At 55.8% G+C, this 17093-nt stretch carries 16 protein-coding genes; 9 read left to right on the forward strand and 7 right to left on the reverse strand.

What is annotated here, in order from left to right; genetic code table 11:
- Positions 1-178: 178 nt before the first annotated feature.
- The 3 genes from ABIE48_RS29505 to ABIE48_RS29515 all read right to left on the reverse strand — a co-directional run bounded on the left by ABIE48_RS29505 (position 179) and on the right by ABIE48_RS29515 (position 3393).
- Positions 179-2617, reverse strand: a complete 2439-nt coding sequence (locus ABIE48_RS29505; protein WP_192716039.1) for a heavy metal translocating P-type ATPase — start codon at positions 2615-2617, stop codon at positions 179-181.
- A 186-nt stretch (positions 2618-2803) separates the two neighbouring features.
- A complete protein-coding gene (locus tag ABIE48_RS29510) occupies positions 2804-3004 on the reverse strand; it encodes a copper ion binding protein (RefSeq protein ID WP_076172696.1) in 201 nt (66 codons plus the stop codon).
- A gap of 47 nt (positions 3005-3051) precedes the next feature.
- Complete coding sequence (locus ABIE48_RS29515) at positions 3052-3393, reverse strand: metal-sensitive transcriptional regulator (protein WP_192716193.1); 342 nt, start codon at positions 3391-3393, stop codon at positions 3052-3054.
- Positions 3394-3611: 218 nt separating this feature from the next.
- Between ABIE48_RS29515 and ABIE48_RS29520 the strand changes: the two genes are divergently transcribed.
- Entirely contained in the window at positions 3612-5495 is a 1884-nt protein-coding gene (locus ABIE48_RS29520; RefSeq protein WP_192716040.1) for a bifunctional diguanylate cyclase/phosphohydrolase, read from the forward strand.
- Between the two features lie 153 nt (positions 5496-5648).
- On the opposite strand, the gene ABIE48_RS29525 is transcribed toward ABIE48_RS29520, so the two are convergent.
- The gene (locus tag ABIE48_RS29525) at positions 5649-5819 is read right to left on the reverse strand and encodes a hypothetical protein (RefSeq protein ID WP_163880247.1); all 171 of its coding nucleotides are present in this window, start codon (positions 5817-5819) and stop codon (positions 5649-5651) included.
- Between the two features lie 415 nt (positions 5820-6234).
- Here ABIE48_RS29525 and ABIE48_RS29530 point away from each other — a divergent pair, with 415 nt between their 5' ends.
- Both ABIE48_RS29530 and ABIE48_RS29535 read left to right on the forward strand, forming a co-directional pair.
- The gene (locus ABIE48_RS29530) at positions 6235-7902 is read left to right on the forward strand and encodes a copper resistance CopC/CopD family protein (protein WP_192716041.1); all 1668 of its coding nucleotides are present in this window, start codon (positions 6235-6237) and stop codon (positions 7900-7902) included.
- A 60-nt stretch (positions 7903-7962) separates the two neighbouring features.
- Entirely contained in the window at positions 7963-8664 is a 702-nt protein-coding gene (locus ABIE48_RS29535) for a YcnI family copper-binding membrane protein (RefSeq protein WP_192716042.1), read from the forward strand.
- Positions 8665-8828: 164 nt separating this feature from the next.
- Here ABIE48_RS29535 and ABIE48_RS29540 read toward each other — a convergent pair whose 3' ends face one another.
- Complete coding sequence (locus ABIE48_RS29540) at positions 8829-9845, reverse strand: ABC transporter substrate-binding protein (protein WP_192716043.1); 1017 nt, start codon at positions 9843-9845, stop codon at positions 8829-8831.
- Between the two features lie 329 nt (positions 9846-10174).
- Here ABIE48_RS29540 and ABIE48_RS29545 point away from each other — a divergent pair, with 329 nt between their 5' ends.
- The 3 genes from ABIE48_RS29545 (at position 10175) to ABIE48_RS29555 (ending at position 13381) form a co-directional block, all read left to right on the forward strand.
- Complete coding sequence (locus ABIE48_RS29545) at positions 10175-11224, forward strand: FecCD family ABC transporter permease (RefSeq protein ID WP_076172685.1); 1050 nt, start codon at positions 10175-10177, stop codon at positions 11222-11224.
- Entirely contained in the window at positions 11224-12261 is a 1038-nt protein-coding gene (locus tag ABIE48_RS29550; protein ID WP_192716044.1) for a FecCD family ABC transporter permease, read from the forward strand. The genes ABIE48_RS29545 and ABIE48_RS29550 overlap by 1 nt, the downstream gene beginning before the upstream one ends.
- 76 nt (positions 12262-12337) lie before the next feature.
- The gene (locus tag ABIE48_RS29555) at positions 12338-13381 is read left to right on the forward strand and encodes an NAD(P)/FAD-dependent oxidoreductase (protein ID WP_076172681.1); all 1044 of its coding nucleotides are present in this window, start codon (positions 12338-12340) and stop codon (positions 13379-13381) included.
- Positions 13382-13572: 191 nt separating this feature from the next.
- On the opposite strand, the gene ABIE48_RS29560 is transcribed toward ABIE48_RS29555, so the two are convergent.
- On the reverse strand, positions 13573-13806 hold the full coding sequence (locus ABIE48_RS29560) for a cold-shock protein (protein WP_076172678.1): 234 nt from the start codon (positions 13804-13806) through the stop codon (positions 13573-13575).
- A gap of 156 nt (positions 13807-13962) precedes the next feature.
- Positions 13963-14163 carry a cold-shock protein gene (locus tag ABIE48_RS29565; RefSeq protein WP_076172675.1) on the reverse strand — a complete coding sequence of 67 codons (201 nt, stop codon included), beginning with the start codon at positions 14161-14163 and terminating at the stop codon, positions 13963-13965.
- A gap of 515 nt (positions 14164-14678) precedes the next feature.
- On the opposite strand from ABIE48_RS29565, the gene ABIE48_RS29570 reads away from it, so the two are divergent.
- From ABIE48_RS29570 to ABIE48_RS29580, 3 genes are all read left to right on the forward strand, one after another.
- The gene (locus ABIE48_RS29570; protein WP_076172673.1) at positions 14679-15407 is read left to right on the forward strand and encodes an amino acid ABC transporter ATP-binding protein; all 729 of its coding nucleotides are present in this window, start codon (positions 14679-14681) and stop codon (positions 15405-15407) included.
- Positions 15408-15444: 37 nt separating this feature from the next.
- The gene (locus ABIE48_RS29575) at positions 15445-16326 is read left to right on the forward strand and encodes an ABC transporter substrate-binding protein (protein WP_076172670.1); all 882 of its coding nucleotides are present in this window, start codon (positions 15445-15447) and stop codon (positions 16324-16326) included.
- A 71-nt stretch (positions 16327-16397) separates the two neighbouring features.
- The gene (locus ABIE48_RS29580) at positions 16398-17063 is read left to right on the forward strand and encodes an amino acid ABC transporter permease (RefSeq protein WP_145027054.1); all 666 of its coding nucleotides are present in this window, start codon (positions 16398-16400) and stop codon (positions 17061-17063) included.
- The last annotated feature ends 30 nt before the right edge of the window (positions 17064-17093 follow it).

The raw sequence follows: 17093 nt of genomic DNA on the forward strand, positions 1-17093 counted from the left end.
ATATTGCCAGGCATCCGTCCTGTTCAGGGCAGCCGGGGGAGATAATTTACACGCAAAAAGCCCAAGGGGCCGGCGTTTATCCGGTTCCCTTGGGCGTATTTGATGTGCAGCATATGCAGTTAAACTAGCGACCGGCATAACCCTTGCCACCGCCGTTTAAGTCTAATCGGCGGCAGAGTCACAGCTTCACCCGCTGCAGGCGCAGCGCGTTCAGCACGACCGACACGGAGCTGAACGCCATCGCGGCGCCGGCCAGCCATGGCGCCAGGAAGCCCGCTGCGGCGATCGGGATGCCGACCGTGTTATAGGCGAGCGCCCAGAACAGGTTCTGCTTGATGTTGCCCATCGTCCGGCGGCTCATCAGAATCGCGTCGGCTATGGCGTTCAGGTCGCCCCGCATCAAGGTGACGTCGGCGGCCTCCATCGCCACGTCCGTCCCTGTACCGATCGCCATGCCGATATCGGCTGTGGCCAGGGCCGGGGCGTCGTTGATGCCGTCCCCGACCATCGCGACCTTGTGGCCGGCCTGCTGCAGCTTCTTCACTTCCTCGGCCTTGCCTTCCGGCAGCACCTCCGCCAGCACGCGGCGGATACCGGCTTGGGCCGCAATCGCCTGCGCCGTCCGCTCGTTGTCGCCTGTGATCATGACGACCTCGATGCCCATCTCCTGCAGGCGGGACACCGCCTCACGCGACGTCTCCTTGATCGTATCGGCGACGGCTACGAGCCCGGCATATCTGCCGTCCACCGCCACCAGCATCGCCGTCTTCCCAGCCTCCTCCAGCCGATTCATGACAGGAATGGCGCTGTCCAGCGCTACTCCTCGTTCGGCCATCAGCTTCCGGGTGCCGATCAGCACGAAGCGGCCGTCGACCCGGGCGGAGACGCCGTAGCCCGGCAGATTGGCAAAATCCTTCGCTTCCGGCAGCGGCAGCCCTTTACTCCGCTCCTGCGCGCCCGCCACGATGGCTTCCGCCAGCGGATGCTCGGAATGCTTCTCAACCGCGGCAGTCATCCGCAGCAGCGACTGCTCGGTCATGAGCAGCGCGGGCACCACGTCCGTCAGCTGCGGCTTGCCGCTCGTCACGGTGCCGGTTTTGTCCAGCACCACCACCTGGACGTCCTGCGCCGACTCCAGATGCTCCCCGCCCTTAAACAGGATGCCGAACTCCGCGGCCCGGCCGGAGCCGGCCATGATGGAGGTCGGCGTCGCCAGCCCGAGCGCGCACGGGCAGGCGATGACGAGCACCGCGATGGCCTTCTCCAAGGCAGGGGCAAAGTGGCCCGGGTCCACAAGGAAATACCAGGCCAGCCCGGTTACAATCGCTATGCCAACCACGATCGGTACGAAGATGCCAGAAATGACGTCGGCGATCCGCTGGATCGGTGCCTTGGAGCCCTGCGCCTCCTCCACCACCTTGATGATCTGGGCCAGCGCCGTCTCGCTGCCGACCTTCGTCGCCCGGATGCGCAGCACGCCGTTCTTGTTCAGCGTGGCGCCCACTACGTTGTCCCCGGCCCGTTTCTCGACCGGGAGGCTTTCGCCGGTCAGCATCGACTCATCTACAGAGGACGATCCTTCGAGTACCCGCCCGTCCACCGGGATCTTCTCCCCGGGACGGACGATCACGGTATCGCCGGCGGCCACGTCCGCTACCGGGATGCTGACCTCCTTCCCGTCCCTCAGAACGAGCGCCGTTTTGGCCTGCAGCCCCATCAAGCTTTTGATCGCCTCCGAGGACCGGCCTTTGGCCAGCGCCTCAAACCATTTGCCCACCAGAATCAGCGTAATCAGAATGCTGCTCGTCTCATAATACATCTCCACCGAATGGTTCATCCCCATCACCGCGGAGGCAATCGTCAGATACAGGCTGTAAAAATAAGCGGCCGATGTACCCAGAGCGACCAGCACGTCCATGTTGGCGCTCCAATTGCGCAGCGCTTTATAGGCTCCGACATAGAACTGCCCGCCGATGATGAACTGTACCGGCGTAGCCACAATCAGCTGGAACCAAGGGTTCATGAACAGCGAGGGCACCGGGATCCATGCCGTAAAGGAAAAGTGGCCAACCATCGCCCATAGAAGCGGCAGGGAGAGAATGGCCGACATCATCCACTTCCACCGCTTGTGCTGGATCTCTCGACGGCGGAGCTCGGCGGTATCCTTGGCTTCCTGCTTCGGAATCGCCTTGTACCCGAGCTGCTCCACCTTATGCATCATGTCCTGCACGGTCACCGTCCCCGGCATATATTCCACCCGGGCCGTTTCCAGCGCCAGATTGACATTCGCCTCCGTCACGCCGGACAACCGGCCGAGCCCCTTCTCGATCCGGGTCGCGCAGGCCGCGCAGGTCATTCCCGTAATGTCAAAATCCATCGTTTCCTTCATCGTGCCATAACCGAGCGATACGATTTTGTCTTCCAGCTGCTTCAGATTTGTCTGCTTCGGATCATAGGTGACGGAGGCCTTCTCCAATGCCAGGTTCACGTTCGCCCGGCTGACGCCCTCCATCCGGCCTAACCCCTTCTCGATCCGGGCTGCGCAGGCCGCACAGGTCATTCCCGTAATGGGCAGGGTCGTATGCTTCTCCGATTGATCCGGCGTATGCTGTTCCATAGCCGCGTCCTCTCCTTTCCCCAAGTCTATGGCATACCCCAGCGGGGTATAAACTAGAGTCAAAAAAGGCAGCGCCCGCAAATCACGTAAATTCGCATCGCTGCCTGGTATAAAGCGGAGGACATCCTCGCCTCCGCCATCTTCTGAAACTCGTATTCGAGGCGTAACATCCGCCTGATCTAATGTTTAGACAACATCGTAGCCTTGATCCTCAATCGCCGCCTTAATGGTGTCCAGGCTTACTTTGTTCTCGTCGTAGTCTACAGTCACCGTATTGGACGGCAAGTCAACCTTGCCTGCTGCGCCGGCATTCTTCACCGCGCCTTCTACCGCATTGACGCAGTGGTTGCACGACATGCCCTGTACGTTAAGCGTAACTTGTTTCATCATATATTCCTCCTTAAGTTGGATAATCCCTGCTTCTCATGCAGGTATTATTTCATTAATTTCTTCACCGTAACCAGCAGTTCGTCAATCACTTCATGGTCCCCGGCTTCGATCCGCTCGACCACGCAGCTCTTCATATGACCCTCCAGGAGCAGCTTGCCTACGCCGTTCAGGGCCGATTGGATCGCCGCGATCTGGTTCAGCACATCATCGCAATAGGTATCCTTCTCAATCAGGCCTTTCACGCCGCGGATCTGTCCTTCAATACGGTTCAAACGGGTAGTCAAATTGTTCTTGGTTTGTTCCGAATGGTGGCTGTGCCGCTCGCTGCATCCCCCTTCGCAGGAGCTGTCAGGACCGGCAGCGGAGAACAGGGCATCGCCCGTCATTCCTTCGACCTTCATTTCGACCTTCGCCATAAGGACACCTCCTATGCCGCTTTGATACCATCATTATACGATACCCCCCAATAGTATGCAAGCACAGAACCTTCATATGATGATTCGTTTTCCATTCCGCCTTGAAAATTAAAGGAATTAAGATTTAATAAGGCGAAATAAACATCTGATTCGAATATCCATTTTTTTGCTGCAGGGAGATAAATCTTATGTTCAAAAAACGTCTTATTACGCAGCAGCAAATTCCCGGGTTGGTCGGCACGATGGTGTTTTGCCTGCTTGGCACCCTTCTGTTCCTGCTCCACATGCGCAGCCTGTCCCTCGCATATACTTCGGCGGACTGGTTTCTTCTCGGCTCCATGCTTGCCGCGTCGCTGGTCCTGTATATGTATACCTTCCAGGTTCCCCCGGACGGGAGCAAGCAGTCGATGGACTCGGTCGTGTATCTGGCGTGCATCTTTACTTATGGGAGCGCGGCTTCTCTGGTCATGCTGCTGGTCAGCGCGGTCATCTTCGCCTTCATCGAACGGAAATTGGCATGGTGGAAGCACCTTCTCAACTTCTCCATCTATTCCATCATGATTTCCGGTGCAGGCGGCATGTTTCATCTGATGGGCGGCCGTCTGGGCTACCTTCAGAACGTTCATTTGCCGGCATACGTCGGCGCCCTCGTTGCTTATTTTATACTGAACCTGATAAGTATCAGCTTGTACTACTGCTTGATGTACCGCAACCGGGACAACCTGTACGCCCTGCTGAAGGGGTTGCTGCGGGAATCCATGCTTGTCTACTTATGCATCCTGATCCTCTCTCTCGTGCTCACGATCATGGTCGTTCATAACGGCGTGACGGGACTAGGGCTGTTTCTCGGCATCAGCCTGCTGCTGTCCCACCTGTTCCGGATGCAGTTCGGCATGTATCAGCAGGTGCAGGAGCGCGCCAATACGGATCAGCGGACGGGATTGTACAATCACACCTACTTCGAGCAAATTCTCGACGTGCAGCTGCAGCAGGCGAGAAATACCGGCAAGCCGCTGTCCCTGGCCATGGTCGATATCGACGATTTCAAAAAGTACAACGACCACTTCGGTCATCTGAAGGGCGACCGGCTGCTGGGCCTCATGGGCCAAATTTTAAAAGAAGAATCGGAAACGGCCGGCATTTCCGCCTCCCGGTACGGCGGTGAGGAGTTTTCCCTGCTGATGCCCGGTTACGATACGCAGCAAGCCCTCGAGTTTATCAACCGTCTGCGCAAACGGATCAACGATACCCCTTACGAAGGCGTAGAAATTTTTCCGCATGGATGCTTGTCCTTCTCAGCCGGCATTTCCGGATACAAGCCCGACATTCACGACAAATCGCTATTGGTGGATCAGGCGGACCAGGCCCTCTACGGTGCCAAAAAACAGGGTAAAAACACCGTACAAATCTTTGGGGAATCCCAGCCTGTTCAGGATGAGCAGGACATCGCCCAGGACGTCAAAAACATCGAGCAGCTGCTCAGCCTGTTTCTGTACAAGGATATCGATACGTTCAAGCATTCCAAGCGGGTGTTTCGCTACGCCATGGATATGAGCAAAGTACTCGGGCTGGACCCGGTCAGCCGGAAGCAGTTCGTGCTCGGGGCACTCATCCACGATATCGGCAAGCTCGAAATACCGCGCGACATTATCCGGAAGCAGGGCAAGCTGAGCCCTTCGGAATGGGAAACGGTGAAAAAGCATGTCGTTTGGGGCAAGGAAATCGCGCTCATTCAGGAGCAGTTCAAAGCGCTGGTGCCCTATATCGAGCTGCATCATGAACGGTACGACGGCAAGGGATATCCGCATGGGTATCAGAGGGAGGAAATCCCCCTGCTGTGCCGGATGCTCACCGTGATCGATTCCTTTGACGCCATGACCTCGGAGCGCCCATACCAGAACACCAAATCGGTCGAAGATGCAATCCGCGAGCTGCGCGCCTGTGCCGGAACCCAGTTTGACCCGGACCTGATCGAGCTGTTCATCCGGTATATCGAAGCCAGACAGAAGGGCAAAGCCCTCCCTGCTGCGGATGTGAACCTTCTCTATGCGGGTTCGCCAACAACGTCTTGATTTCACACGTATTCTATTTATATGAACGAAAAACCCGGCGCATGTCTGCGAGCATGATCCGGGTTTCTTCAACTTGATTTAATTGCTTTCTTAATCTAAAAAGATACCCTTGCGGGTACCCTTTTTCTGTCCGTCCGGATAAGCCAAGCCGGCTTACCCGCGCTCAGTGTTTAACTCGTATGATGTTTGGTGTAATTCCTTAATCATGTGCTGCAGGAACATGTTCTGTTGACGGCTGATTCCGTACTGGTTATCTTTGATGATCAATTGTTGAATCCGTTTCTTCAGCAGCTCACTCCGACGTTCCAATACAGCCAAACTCATGAATAACATCACTCCTGATTTCAATTTTTTCGTTCATTGGGAACTCCCTTTTTATTATATCGAGACCTGAAACTTATTGAAAATGTGCTGAAAATGGCTGATCCCGGCCCTCGCGGGCTGAACCGCGATGACCGGGGCTCAGAGCCCCCAGCCGGAGAAATCCTGCCGTATCCTCCGGTATCCGGCAAGTCAGCCGCCAAATATCCCATTTCATGGAAAAATTTAGCTTCCGAAAGAGAAGAATCGCCTAGATCCATCCAGCTTCATGGCGAAAGTTCACGAAATCGATGAATCCTGTGGTAGGCTATAGCCCATTAGGGTCATTTTCATCTCGGGACGATGGCTATACAATTACCAATGTGTCGGCCGCAAGCGGCGGTAACGGCACCGAATTCAAAGTAGGTGAATCCTTGATATGTTCAAACGTAATATGAAACCGCTATGGGTGTGGATGCTGGTGATCTTCATCGGAGTGCTCATTCATCCTGCCTCCAGTTCGGCCCATGCCTATCTGACCAAGTCCAGCCCGTCCGATAATGAAGTGATGACGCAGGCGCCAGCCAAAGTGACGCTTCAGTTCAACGAGGCGCTGCAGCCGGCCTTTCACTCCATCATCGTGATGAATTCGTCCGGAGCAGAGGTTAACCAGGGCAACAGCAGAGTTCCGGCCGGACAGCCGGCTGTCCTGGAAGTCGACCTGAAGACCGGTCTTCCGGACGGTATTTATACAGTTCAGTGGAAAGCCGTGTCCGGCGACGGCCATCCGGTGAACGGAACGTTTCCGTTCCAAATCGGCACAAGCAGCCAGGGTACGGCCAGCCACATTGTGTACGCTGGTTATACGCCGGGCCCCGATCTAATCCTGATCCGCTGGGTCTTTTATGTAAGCTTGGCTTTTCTGCTTGGCGTTTTATGCTTTTATCTATATTTGCTGCCTGCGGGCGGAGGATCCCGGCATCCGGTGTTATCTCCTCGGAGCCGTAAGCTTCTGGGCATATCCTATGCCGCTCTGATCCTCGGTGTGCTCCTGAGCCTGCCGATGCAAACGGCGATCGAAGCCGGAGTCGGCTGGGGCGAGGTGTGGAACGCGGAGCTCCTCGGCAAAATGCTGCGCATTACGAGCTTCGGCCACATTTGGCTGGTGCAGGTGATCCTTGTACTGCTCCTGGGCGCGCTGCTCTACGCCGCAACCCAGAGCACCGAGCAAAAAGGGCTCCGTGCGTTGTATGCGGGCACGCTGCTCACCGGCGTGGGGCTGCTGCTGTCCAAGGCATTCATTGGGCACGCCGCTTCGGCCGAATCGATATGGATGCCGGTATTTATGGATTTCCTTCATCTCGTGTCAGTTTCCATCTGGCTCGGCTGCCTGCTCGCACTCGGCTTGATTCTGCCTAGGGAGGCATCGCTGCCGGAAGAACCGGATCTTCGTAAAAAGAGTTACTTCGCGGTCATCGAGCGCTTCTCTCTATGGGGCACCACCTTGGTGGCGGCTGTGCTGATCAGCGGCGTGTACGCCTCGCTGACGTATGTACCGACCTGGTATTCGCTCCTTCACACCGCCTACGGACGCATCCTGCTGCTGAAATGCGTGCTGCTGCTGGTGATGCTCGGCTTCGCCGCCGTGCACCTCATCCGCGGGCAGCGCCGCAGCAAACCGCTTGGCGCCGGCGTATGGATCGAGTTCGCGGCCGGCATTGCGGCCTTGGTGCTCGCCGCCGCCCTCTCGAACCTGCCCCCGGCATCCTCCAATCCGGGGCCGGTGAATGTGCAGCAGACGCTGGATAACCGCACCGTCGTCACGCTGCAGATCAGCCCGAATATCGCGGGCGAGAATACCTTCGAGGTAGGCGTGAAGGATGCCAGCGGCAAGCCAGTGCAGGGCATTCAGCAGATCAAGCTGACGCTGACCTCGCTGGACATGGATATGGGCAAATACGAAATCGAAATTCCCGGCGCCGACAAGACGTATAAAGCCCAGGACCTGATCAGCATGGCAGGCCGCTGGAACGTCCATGTCCATATTTTGACCAAGTCCCTCGACGCTTGGGATACCGACTTCCAGATTACCGTAGGAAGCAGTTGAAGCATGCGGGGCAAATGATATCGGCCTCATCACCAAATACAATATAAAGGGGTATTGAGCATGAAAAAATTGTTGGGCAAACGCATCCCGTTCTTGATCACGGCAGCCGCCGGCCTGCTTCTGTTTTCCGGCATCGCCAGCGCCCATGTGACGGTCAAGCCGGCCACATCGGCTCCGGGAGCCTGGGAAACGTACACGATCAAGATTCCGTCTGAGAAAGAAGTCGCCACTACCAAGGTAACGTTAAAAGTGCCGGAGAACGTGGACCTTAAACAGTACCAGCCGGTGCCGGAGTGGAAAGTCACGACCGAAAAGGATGCCTCGGGTAAAATCAAAACCATTACGTGGAGCGCTACCGGGGCCGGCATTAATGCCGGAGAATTCCAGCAGTTTAACTTCGTTGCGCAGAACCCGGACCAGGATGCCGATGTCGCCTGGGACGCCTACCAATATTACAAAGACGGCAGCATCGTGGAATGGACGGGTGACGAAGGCGCGGATTCACCGCACTCCATCACCAAAATCACTGCCACGGAATCCACGGAGCCTGCCGATCACGGCCATGACGACACAGCCTCCACGGATAACGGAGCCGAGACCGACACGTCCGCTCAGGACCAGGCTGCCGCATCGACTTCTGCCCCGACCGCAGCGGATTCCGGAAGCAACGGCGTTCAGACCGCGACACTGGTCGCTTCGATTGCCGCCCTGCTGCTGTCCATCGTGTCCTTGATCACTTCGTTTACAAAAAGACGGCAATAAATGACCAGTAAAAACGGTTGATCAGAGGAGCTGTCCATGACAGCTCGACAAAGTGATGTTAAAAACAAAAAGAAGCTGCCCCGCATCAAAGCGGAGCAGCTTCTTTTTCGTTACCGGCAGGCGGGTATCAAGCGTTGCCGCCTGGGCACCCTATATGCTAATTCCTATTTCTTACCACTGTGTTCGAGGATCATATCCACGAACAAATCGATTTGGCCCATAATAGCAATCGGATCATAGCGGTAGAACGTGTCAAAGTCGTTATAGAAGATGCGGTTGTTCTTCGCGGCCGCCAGGCTGTTCCATACCGGGGAAGCCTTTAGTTCCTTCAGCTTGTCGCCTTTCTTCTCCGGATCGTAGGTCGTCAGGAACATGTAATCCGCCGCATACTCGGGCAGGAGTTCCATGGACAGCTGCAGCGTCTGGTTTTCCTTGCTGTTCTTCGCAGGACGTTTCAGCTGAAGTGCATTGTACAGCACCTGGCCGCCGCGGCCGGCATTGTCGCCGAACGTCCACAGCTCGCCCTTGTCCGTCAACTCGTAGATGCCGAAGGTGGCGTTCTCGTCCACAACGCCTTTGAGCTTCTCACGGGCAGCTGCTGCTTTTTCGTCGAACGCTTTGATGAATTCCTCCGCCTTTTCCTTTTCGCCGGCAATGTCGCCGAACAGGCGCACCGTATCGTCAACGTTAGTTGCTGTGCCGTAAGGAATGTAGATGGTCGGTGCGATTTTGGACAACGCCTCATAATTGTCGTCATACATGACGACGATCAGGTCGGGCTTGAGCGAGAGCGCCTTCTCGGTATTGATTGGATAGCCTACATCCTCTACTCCGTTCAGCTTATCCTTCAGGAACGGGTTTTGGAAAATGCTCGGTTCCGCGCCCACCACAGGGGCGCCAACGGACAGCAGCTCGCCGCCATAATAATCGGTTACGATGCGCTGCGGCTTTACGGGAATCTCCACGTCGCCTTTTTCTGTCTTGTACGTACGCGTTCCTCCGTCCGACGCCGTTTTCTTCGAATCCGATGCGGCTGTCTCCTTGCCTGAAGTTTCGGCTGCCGTCCCGCCGGATGCCGCTGACCCGCTGCCGCCGTTATTGCCGCCGCAGGCCGTCACCAGCATGGAGAGCATGACCACCAGGATCATGACCGTAAACGATGATTTGGACCTTGTAAACATAATAACCCCCCATAGGTATGTAATACGTCAGTAATGATAATCATTATCAATTGAAAACTTATCAGCTCGCCGGTCCCTTGTCAATCTTTATTTTCTTGCCGGGAATTAGGACCGCCCGCAGATTTACCCGATATCTGTAAGGTTTCACCCAGGCACTTCCTAATTGAGAATGGCCTTCTTCCAGTGCATTGCAGAACCAACGCTCAATTGTGCCAGATTTATGCCGATTTCATATTTCTCATTGCCAAGAGGCCTGCTGTTCATATAAAATGAGTAATTGATAATGAAGTGAGAATGAGAATCAATTTCATGGAAATAGGTGACAATATATGAATCAGCAGGCAGCAGCGAATATGACCCCGGACTCCAAGGAACGCCTCCGTTCCCGTCCGAAGACCGCCAGCCTGATCCTTATCGGCGGCCTTGCCGCGCTCGTTCTGAGCATGGGATTATCGATCTCCTTCGGAGCGGCCAATATCCGGCTGTCTGAAGTATGGTCGGCCGTATTCAATTTCCATGCGGATGTGGTCAATCATCAAATTATTCGGGATTTGCGCCTGCCGCGGGTCCTTGCCAGCGCGATGATTGGTGCAAGCTTTGCGGTAGCCGGCGCATTGATGCAGGGGATGACCCGCAATCCGCTCGCTGACTCGGGACTCCTTGGCATTAATGCGGGTGCAGGCTTCGCCCTTGCGCTATGCTTTGCCTTCTTCCCCGGTCTGTCCTTTATGTACCTGATCCTGTACGCCTTTCTCGGCGCGGGGGTCGGTGCCGGACTCGTCTACGGCGTCGGATCGCTCGCCCCGGGAGGGCTTACCCCGGTACGCCTCGTTCTGGCAGGTGCGGCGCTCAGCTTGCTGCTGACCGCGCTCAGCGAAGGCGTGGCGCTGTACTTTCACATCGGCCAGGACCTGGCCTTCTGGTATGCCGGCGGCGTAGCCGGCACGAAGTGGGTGCAGCTCAAGATCATGTTCCCATGGATCGCCGGCGCCCTGATCGGCTCGCTGCTCATTTCGCGGTCGATCACGATGCTGAGTCTCGGCGATGAAGTCGCCAAGGGGCTCGGGCAGCGCACCGCCCTAATCAAGCTGGCCGCCGTGCTCATCGTGCTCGTCCTGGCGGGTTCCTCGGTAGCGGTGGTTGGATCGGTGGGCTTCATCGGGCTCATTATCCCGCATGTCACCCGCTATCTCGTCGGTGTTGATTACCGCTGGATCGTCCCTTGCTCGGCGGTACTGGGCAGCCTGCTGGCGGTCCTCGCCGACTTGGCGGCAAGAATGATCAATCCGCCGCATGAAACCCCGATCGGAGCGATCATCTCGCTGATCGGCGTTCCGTTCTTCCTCTATCTTGCACGAAGAGAGGTAGGGGATCTGTAATGTCCGAACGACAAGCGGTTTCTACTTACGAACAGCGGAGAAAGCTTCGCGGCATGACCGTCATGCTAATTCTCGCGCTGCTCATTATTGCAGTCTTTATTATCAGCATGAACACCGGCTACATACGGTTAAGCCCGCTCGACCTGATTCGGACGCTGTTCGGGCAGGGATCGGATCAGGAGAACCTGATTCTCTTCGAATTCCGGCTCCCGCGGATCGTCATTTCGGTGCTGATCGGCGCGGGACTGGCGGTGTCCGGAGCGGTCATGCAGGGGATTTTCCGCAATCCGCTGGCCGACCCCGGCATCCTCGGCATCAACTCGGGGGCGGGGCTGATGGTCATGCTGCTCGTCTCGTTCTATCCGACGACGCAGGCAATGCCGGTATTCCTGCTCCCTCTCTTAGCCTTTGTGGGCGCGGGATTGACGGCTGCACTGATTTACTCCCTGTCCTACACGCGGAACAAGGGAATCCGCCCGATCCGGCTGATGCTGACAGGCATCGCCGTCGCCGCCGGCATTCAGGCGGCCATGATCGTGCTGACGCTCCGGCTGAAGCCCGAGCAGTATCAATTCGTTGCGACATGGCTCGCGGGGAGCATCTGGGGAACGAACTGGAAGTTTGTCCTCTCCCTCCTCCCCTGGATCGTCGTCCTGGTGCCGTACATTATTTATCGGGCACGTGTGATGAACGTGCTGCAGATGGGAGAGCAGATGGCGACCAGCCTTGGCGAAAATGTACGCAAAGAGCAGTTCCGCCTACTCGCCGCTGCCGTCGCCCTTGCTGCGGCAAGCGTAGCCGTCAGCGGCGGGATCGCCTTCGTCGGGCTCGTCGGTCCGCATTTGGCCAGACGCCTCGTCGGTCCGAAGCATCAGATGCTGCTGCCGGTCTCGGCGCTCATCGGGGCGCTGCTCGTTATCGCGGCCGACACGATCGGCCGCTGGATTCTGCAGCCTTCCGGCGTACCGACAGGAATTGTAGTCGCCGTCATCGGCGCACCTTATTTTCTGTATCTGCTCGCCAAAGCGAAAAGTTAAATGCCAGTGCTTGATATAGATCATATTTTCCGACTTTTGAATCGGATCATACCTGAATGGACTTGGAGGGAAAACCATGAGTGAATCATTGGAGCTGTACGACGTAACCATCATCGGGGGTGGCCCTGCCGGCATGTATGCGGCTTTTTACAGCGGGATGCGCGACCTGAAGACCAAGCTGATCGAAGCGAAGGACGAACTGGGCGGACGGATGCTGATTTATCCGGAGAAGATGATCTGGGACGTCGGCGGTACGGGACCGATCCTATGCCGCAACCTGATCGAGCAGTTGAAGCAGCAGGCGCTGACTTTTGATCCGACCGTCGTACTGGGTCAGCAGATCGTCGGCCAGGAGCGCCTGGAAGACGGCACTATTCTGCTTACTTCCTCAACCGGAGAAAAGCACTGGACCCGCACGGTCATCATGGCGATCGGTTACGGCATCCTGGAGATGGCGAAGCTCGACATCGAAGGTGCCGACAGGTTCGAAGTGAGCAACCTTCACTATACGGTGCAGGAGCTCGAGCCCTTCCGCGGCAAGCGCGTGCTCATATCCGGCGGCGGCGATTCCGCCGTGGACTGGGCCAATGAGCTCGAGCCGATCGCAGCCAGCGTCTGTGTAGTACATCGGCGCGAGCAGTTTGGCGGCCACGAGCGCAACGTGGTTCGCATGAAGCAGTCCTCCGTTCAGATCCATGTTCCCTATACCGTCCGCCAGCTGCACAGCAGCGACGGGTGCGCGATCAACCAGGTTTCGATCTGCCATGAAGAGAGCGGCGATACCCTTCGCGTGGACGTTGATGCGGTCATCGTCAACCACGGCATGCGGTATAACTTTGGGGCGATCCGCGACTGGGGTATCGATATGGGCGAATGGACGGCGAACGTCAGCGACAAGCTGGAAACGAATGTGCCGGGAATTTTTGCCGCAGGAGACTTTGTGGACTACAGCAGCAAAGTGAGACTGATCGCAGGCACATTCACCGATGCTGTGCTTGCCACGAACAGCGCCAAGCTCTACATGGATCCCGAAGCGCCCAAGGTTGCTTATGTTTCTTCGCACAATGAACGGTTCAAGGAGAAAAACCGGGCCCTTGGCGTCATCGATGAAGATCATTAACACCGGGTACCGGCCAGGAACGACCGTCTAGGATTCAGGCCATGAACCATTAACAGGATAAATTAACCGAACCAGAACCTTCAATGGGGATAACTTCGATCCGCATCCCATAGAAAAAAGGCCTGCATGATCGTGCAGACCTTTTTGCCGTTTATATCGGATTATTCTATGATTTCACACGGGTTCATTGCTTAGGAGTCGATCTTGACGCCCTTCTTGGCCGATTTCTGATCGGCACTCGAATTGTTCAGAACAGGAAGCATTTTCGTATCCCGCACCATCGGGGAATTACACAACCTGCAGGTCGGCTCATGCTCAAAGGCGAAATTATCGCGCATCCACCCTTTGCACCCTTCCTTCGTACAGGACCAGATCGCTGTATTTTCCTCAGGTATTTCCTCCATCGACTTTTTGCGGTAGTTCATGCTCAGTCCCCCTTTTATGAAGTATAAAACCAAACTGTATAAACGGACGCCCTGCAGCAGTCAACCTCCGCCAAGAACGGATCTTGGACAAGCCTGCTTGGTCTATATGAAAAAACTGCCCTTAACGAATCTGTTAAGGGCAGCCGCTTGTTGATGTTACAGTTTCACTACGTTCTCAGCTTGTGGTCCACGGTTGCCTTCAACCACGTTGAATTGGACGCGTTGTCCTTCGTCCAACGTTTTGAAACCATCACCAGTGATTGCACTGTAGTGTACGAAAACATCGTTTCCGCCTTCAACTTCGATGAATCCGAAGCCTTTATCGGCGTTAAACCATTTAACTGTACCTGTTTGCATGGGGCTGTACCTCCAAAATTGAAATTTAATATGATCCTTCTTTTAAATAAAGCTAAAAAAAATTCACACATTGAAAAAAGTTCCATCGTAAACATGATACCCTTTTCAATATGTGAATTGGTTTCAAATTTTAGAACTGAATACAGTGTACCACGGAAATCACCAAAATGCAAGGATTTGGGAAATGTTGATATGCCATGCCAAGATATGACTTCGAGCTGACGGCATTTGGGCAGGTTAATCATTTTATCCGGCTTACAGCAATATAGTGTTACGAGCACGTCGGGCCGACATGCTCCTTAAAGAGGTTGTTCAAAAAGTCCGCTTTTGATCACGAAGTAAATCGGGAAGCTGATTCGGCATCGAATCTTGAATTCAGCCGGGCCTTCCGGTGCTCACGTACCCACTACGTACGCTCTGCTCCTCAGTCCCTTGCTTTATTCAATCTTCTCGGTGCTGAAAACCGAACTTTTTGAACACGCACTTAAAGGTTACATAGGAAGGGAGGTATATTTCTGATCGAATTCAAGAACGTCAGTAAATTTTACGGCAGCTTCCATGTCCTCCAGAATATCGACCTTCGGATCGAAGAGGGCGAAGTGGTCGTGATCATCGGACCGTCCGGTTCCGGCAAGAGCACTCTGCTCCGCTGTATCAATCGGCTGGAAAAAATCTCGTCGGGCGAGCTCTACGTAAACGGAACGGCGCTGCATGACAAAAAGATCGACATTAACCGGTTCCGCCGCGAGATCGGCATCGTCTTTCAGCATTTTAATCTGTATCCCCATAAAACGGTGATCGACAACATTGTGCTTGCACCGGTCAAGGTGCTTGGCCTCTCCAAAGAAGAAGCGGCCGAGCGTGCGACCTCTTATCTGTCCCGCGTCGGCATTGCGGATAAGGCATCCAGCTACCCTTCCCAGCTCTCGGGGGGACAGCAGCAGCGGGTCGCGATCGCCCGGGGCCTGGCCATGCATCCGAAGATCATGCTGTTCGACGAGCCCACATCAGCTCTCGATCCCGAAATGATCGGCGAAGTGCTGGACGTAATGCGCTCTCTCGCCTACGACGGGATGACGATGGTCATCGTTACGCATGAGATGGGATTCGCCCGCGAGGTTGCCGACCGTGTCGTTTTTATGGACAACGGTCAGATCATCGAGGAAGGCCCGGCGGCAAGCTTCTTTGACCATCCGCGGGAAGAGCGCGCGCGGACGTTTCTCAGCCGGCTGATTCATCATTAAATTCAGTGAAAGCATATGGAAAGGGGTTATTGAATTCATGAAAAAACCTTTGAGGTGGAGTGTTGCGTTTGTCCTGTTGGCGATGTGCCTGGTGTTCACGGCCTGCGGAGGCTCGAAGAGCGAGCCCACGGCCGCAACCGGCGGCGGGTCGACCGACACGACCGCAAGCGGGAACAAGGACGACGGCGGGGACACGGCCGCCAAGGGCGGTACGCTGGAAGCGATCAAGGCCCGCGGCAAGCTTATCGCCGGCGTGAAATACGACACCAAGCTGTTCGGGCTGAAGGACCCGACTTCCGGCAAGGTGGAAGGCTTTGACATCGACATCGCCAAGGCGCTGGCCAAAAAAATACTCGGCGATGAAACCAAAATCGAGCTGAAGGAAGTAACGTCCAAAACCCGCATTCCGCTGCTGCAGAACGGGGACATCGACCTCATCGTCGCCACGATGACCATCACCGAGGAGCGCAAGCAGCAGGTCGATTTCAGCGACGTCTATTTTAAAGCGGGTCAATCCCTGCTCGTGAAGAAAGGCAGCGCCATTCAAGGCCTGGAGGACTTGAAGAAAGGCGTGAAGGTGCTGACCGTCAAAGGCTCCACCTCGGCTAAAAACATCCGCGAAAAGGCGCCGGACGCCACCGTGCTGGAGTTTGAAAACTATCAGGACGCATTTACCGCGCTGAAAGCCGGCCAAGGGGAAGCCCTGACGACCGACAACGCCATCCTGCTCGGCATGCAAAAGCAGGATCCGAACTACGTGCTGGTCGGCGGCACCTTCACCGACGAACCTTACGGAATCGCCATCAAAAAAGGCGACGCCGAGTTTGTGAAAACCGTCAACGATCTGCTCAAGGAAATGAAGGACAGCGGCGAATACGACAAGCTGTATGAGCAGTGGATGGGTGTCAAACCCGAGTAGGGCCTTGGCTTCGATGCCTTTCCCGGCACGCTGCGGGGAGCCCTGAAAACCTTTAAGAAAGGACGAAGGCCATGCCGGGCAAATTTGACATTCACGTCTTGTTTAACCACTGGGACCGCTTTGCCGAAGGCTTTATCCACACGATTGAAGCCAGCGTCCTCGCCTTGATCGGGAGCTTCGTGCTCGGCGTTATCATCGCCGTGATGCGGATCTCCCCGATCCGGGTCCTGAATGTGATCGGAACGGTGTATGTTGAGTTTATCCGCAACATCCCGCTCCTGCTCGTCGTGTTTTTCTTTTTCCTGGGAATCCCGTCGCTCGGACTGCCGCTGGACGGCTTTACCTCGGGGACGCTCGGGCTGATGGTCTACACCGCCTCTTTCATCGCGGAAGCCATCCGTGCCGGCATCCAGTCCGTACCGGCCGGCCAGACCGAGGCCGCCCGCGCGACGGGACTGTCGTACATCCAGACGATGCTTCATATCGTGCTGCCCCAGGCGATCAAGATTGTGCTGCCGGCTATCGGCAACCAGTTTATTAATCTCGTTAAAAATTCGTCCATTCTGGCCGTCGTGACCGGGATGGACCTGATGTATTACGCCGACCTGATCAACTCCGACACCTTCCTGCCCCTGACGGTGTATACGATCGTCGCCGTCTTTTACCTGGTGCTTACGCTTCCGCTCAGCTTTGCGGTCCATTACATGGAACGCCGGTTCCGCTCGGCTGACCGATAAAGGGGCTTTATTCTGGCAAGAGGAGAAGAT

This window comes from Paenibacillus sp. OAE614 (assembly GCF_040546645.1).
GTDB classification, from domain to species: Bacteria; Bacillota; Bacilli; order Paenibacillales; family Paenibacillaceae; genus Paenibacillus_AQ; species Paenibacillus_AQ favisporus.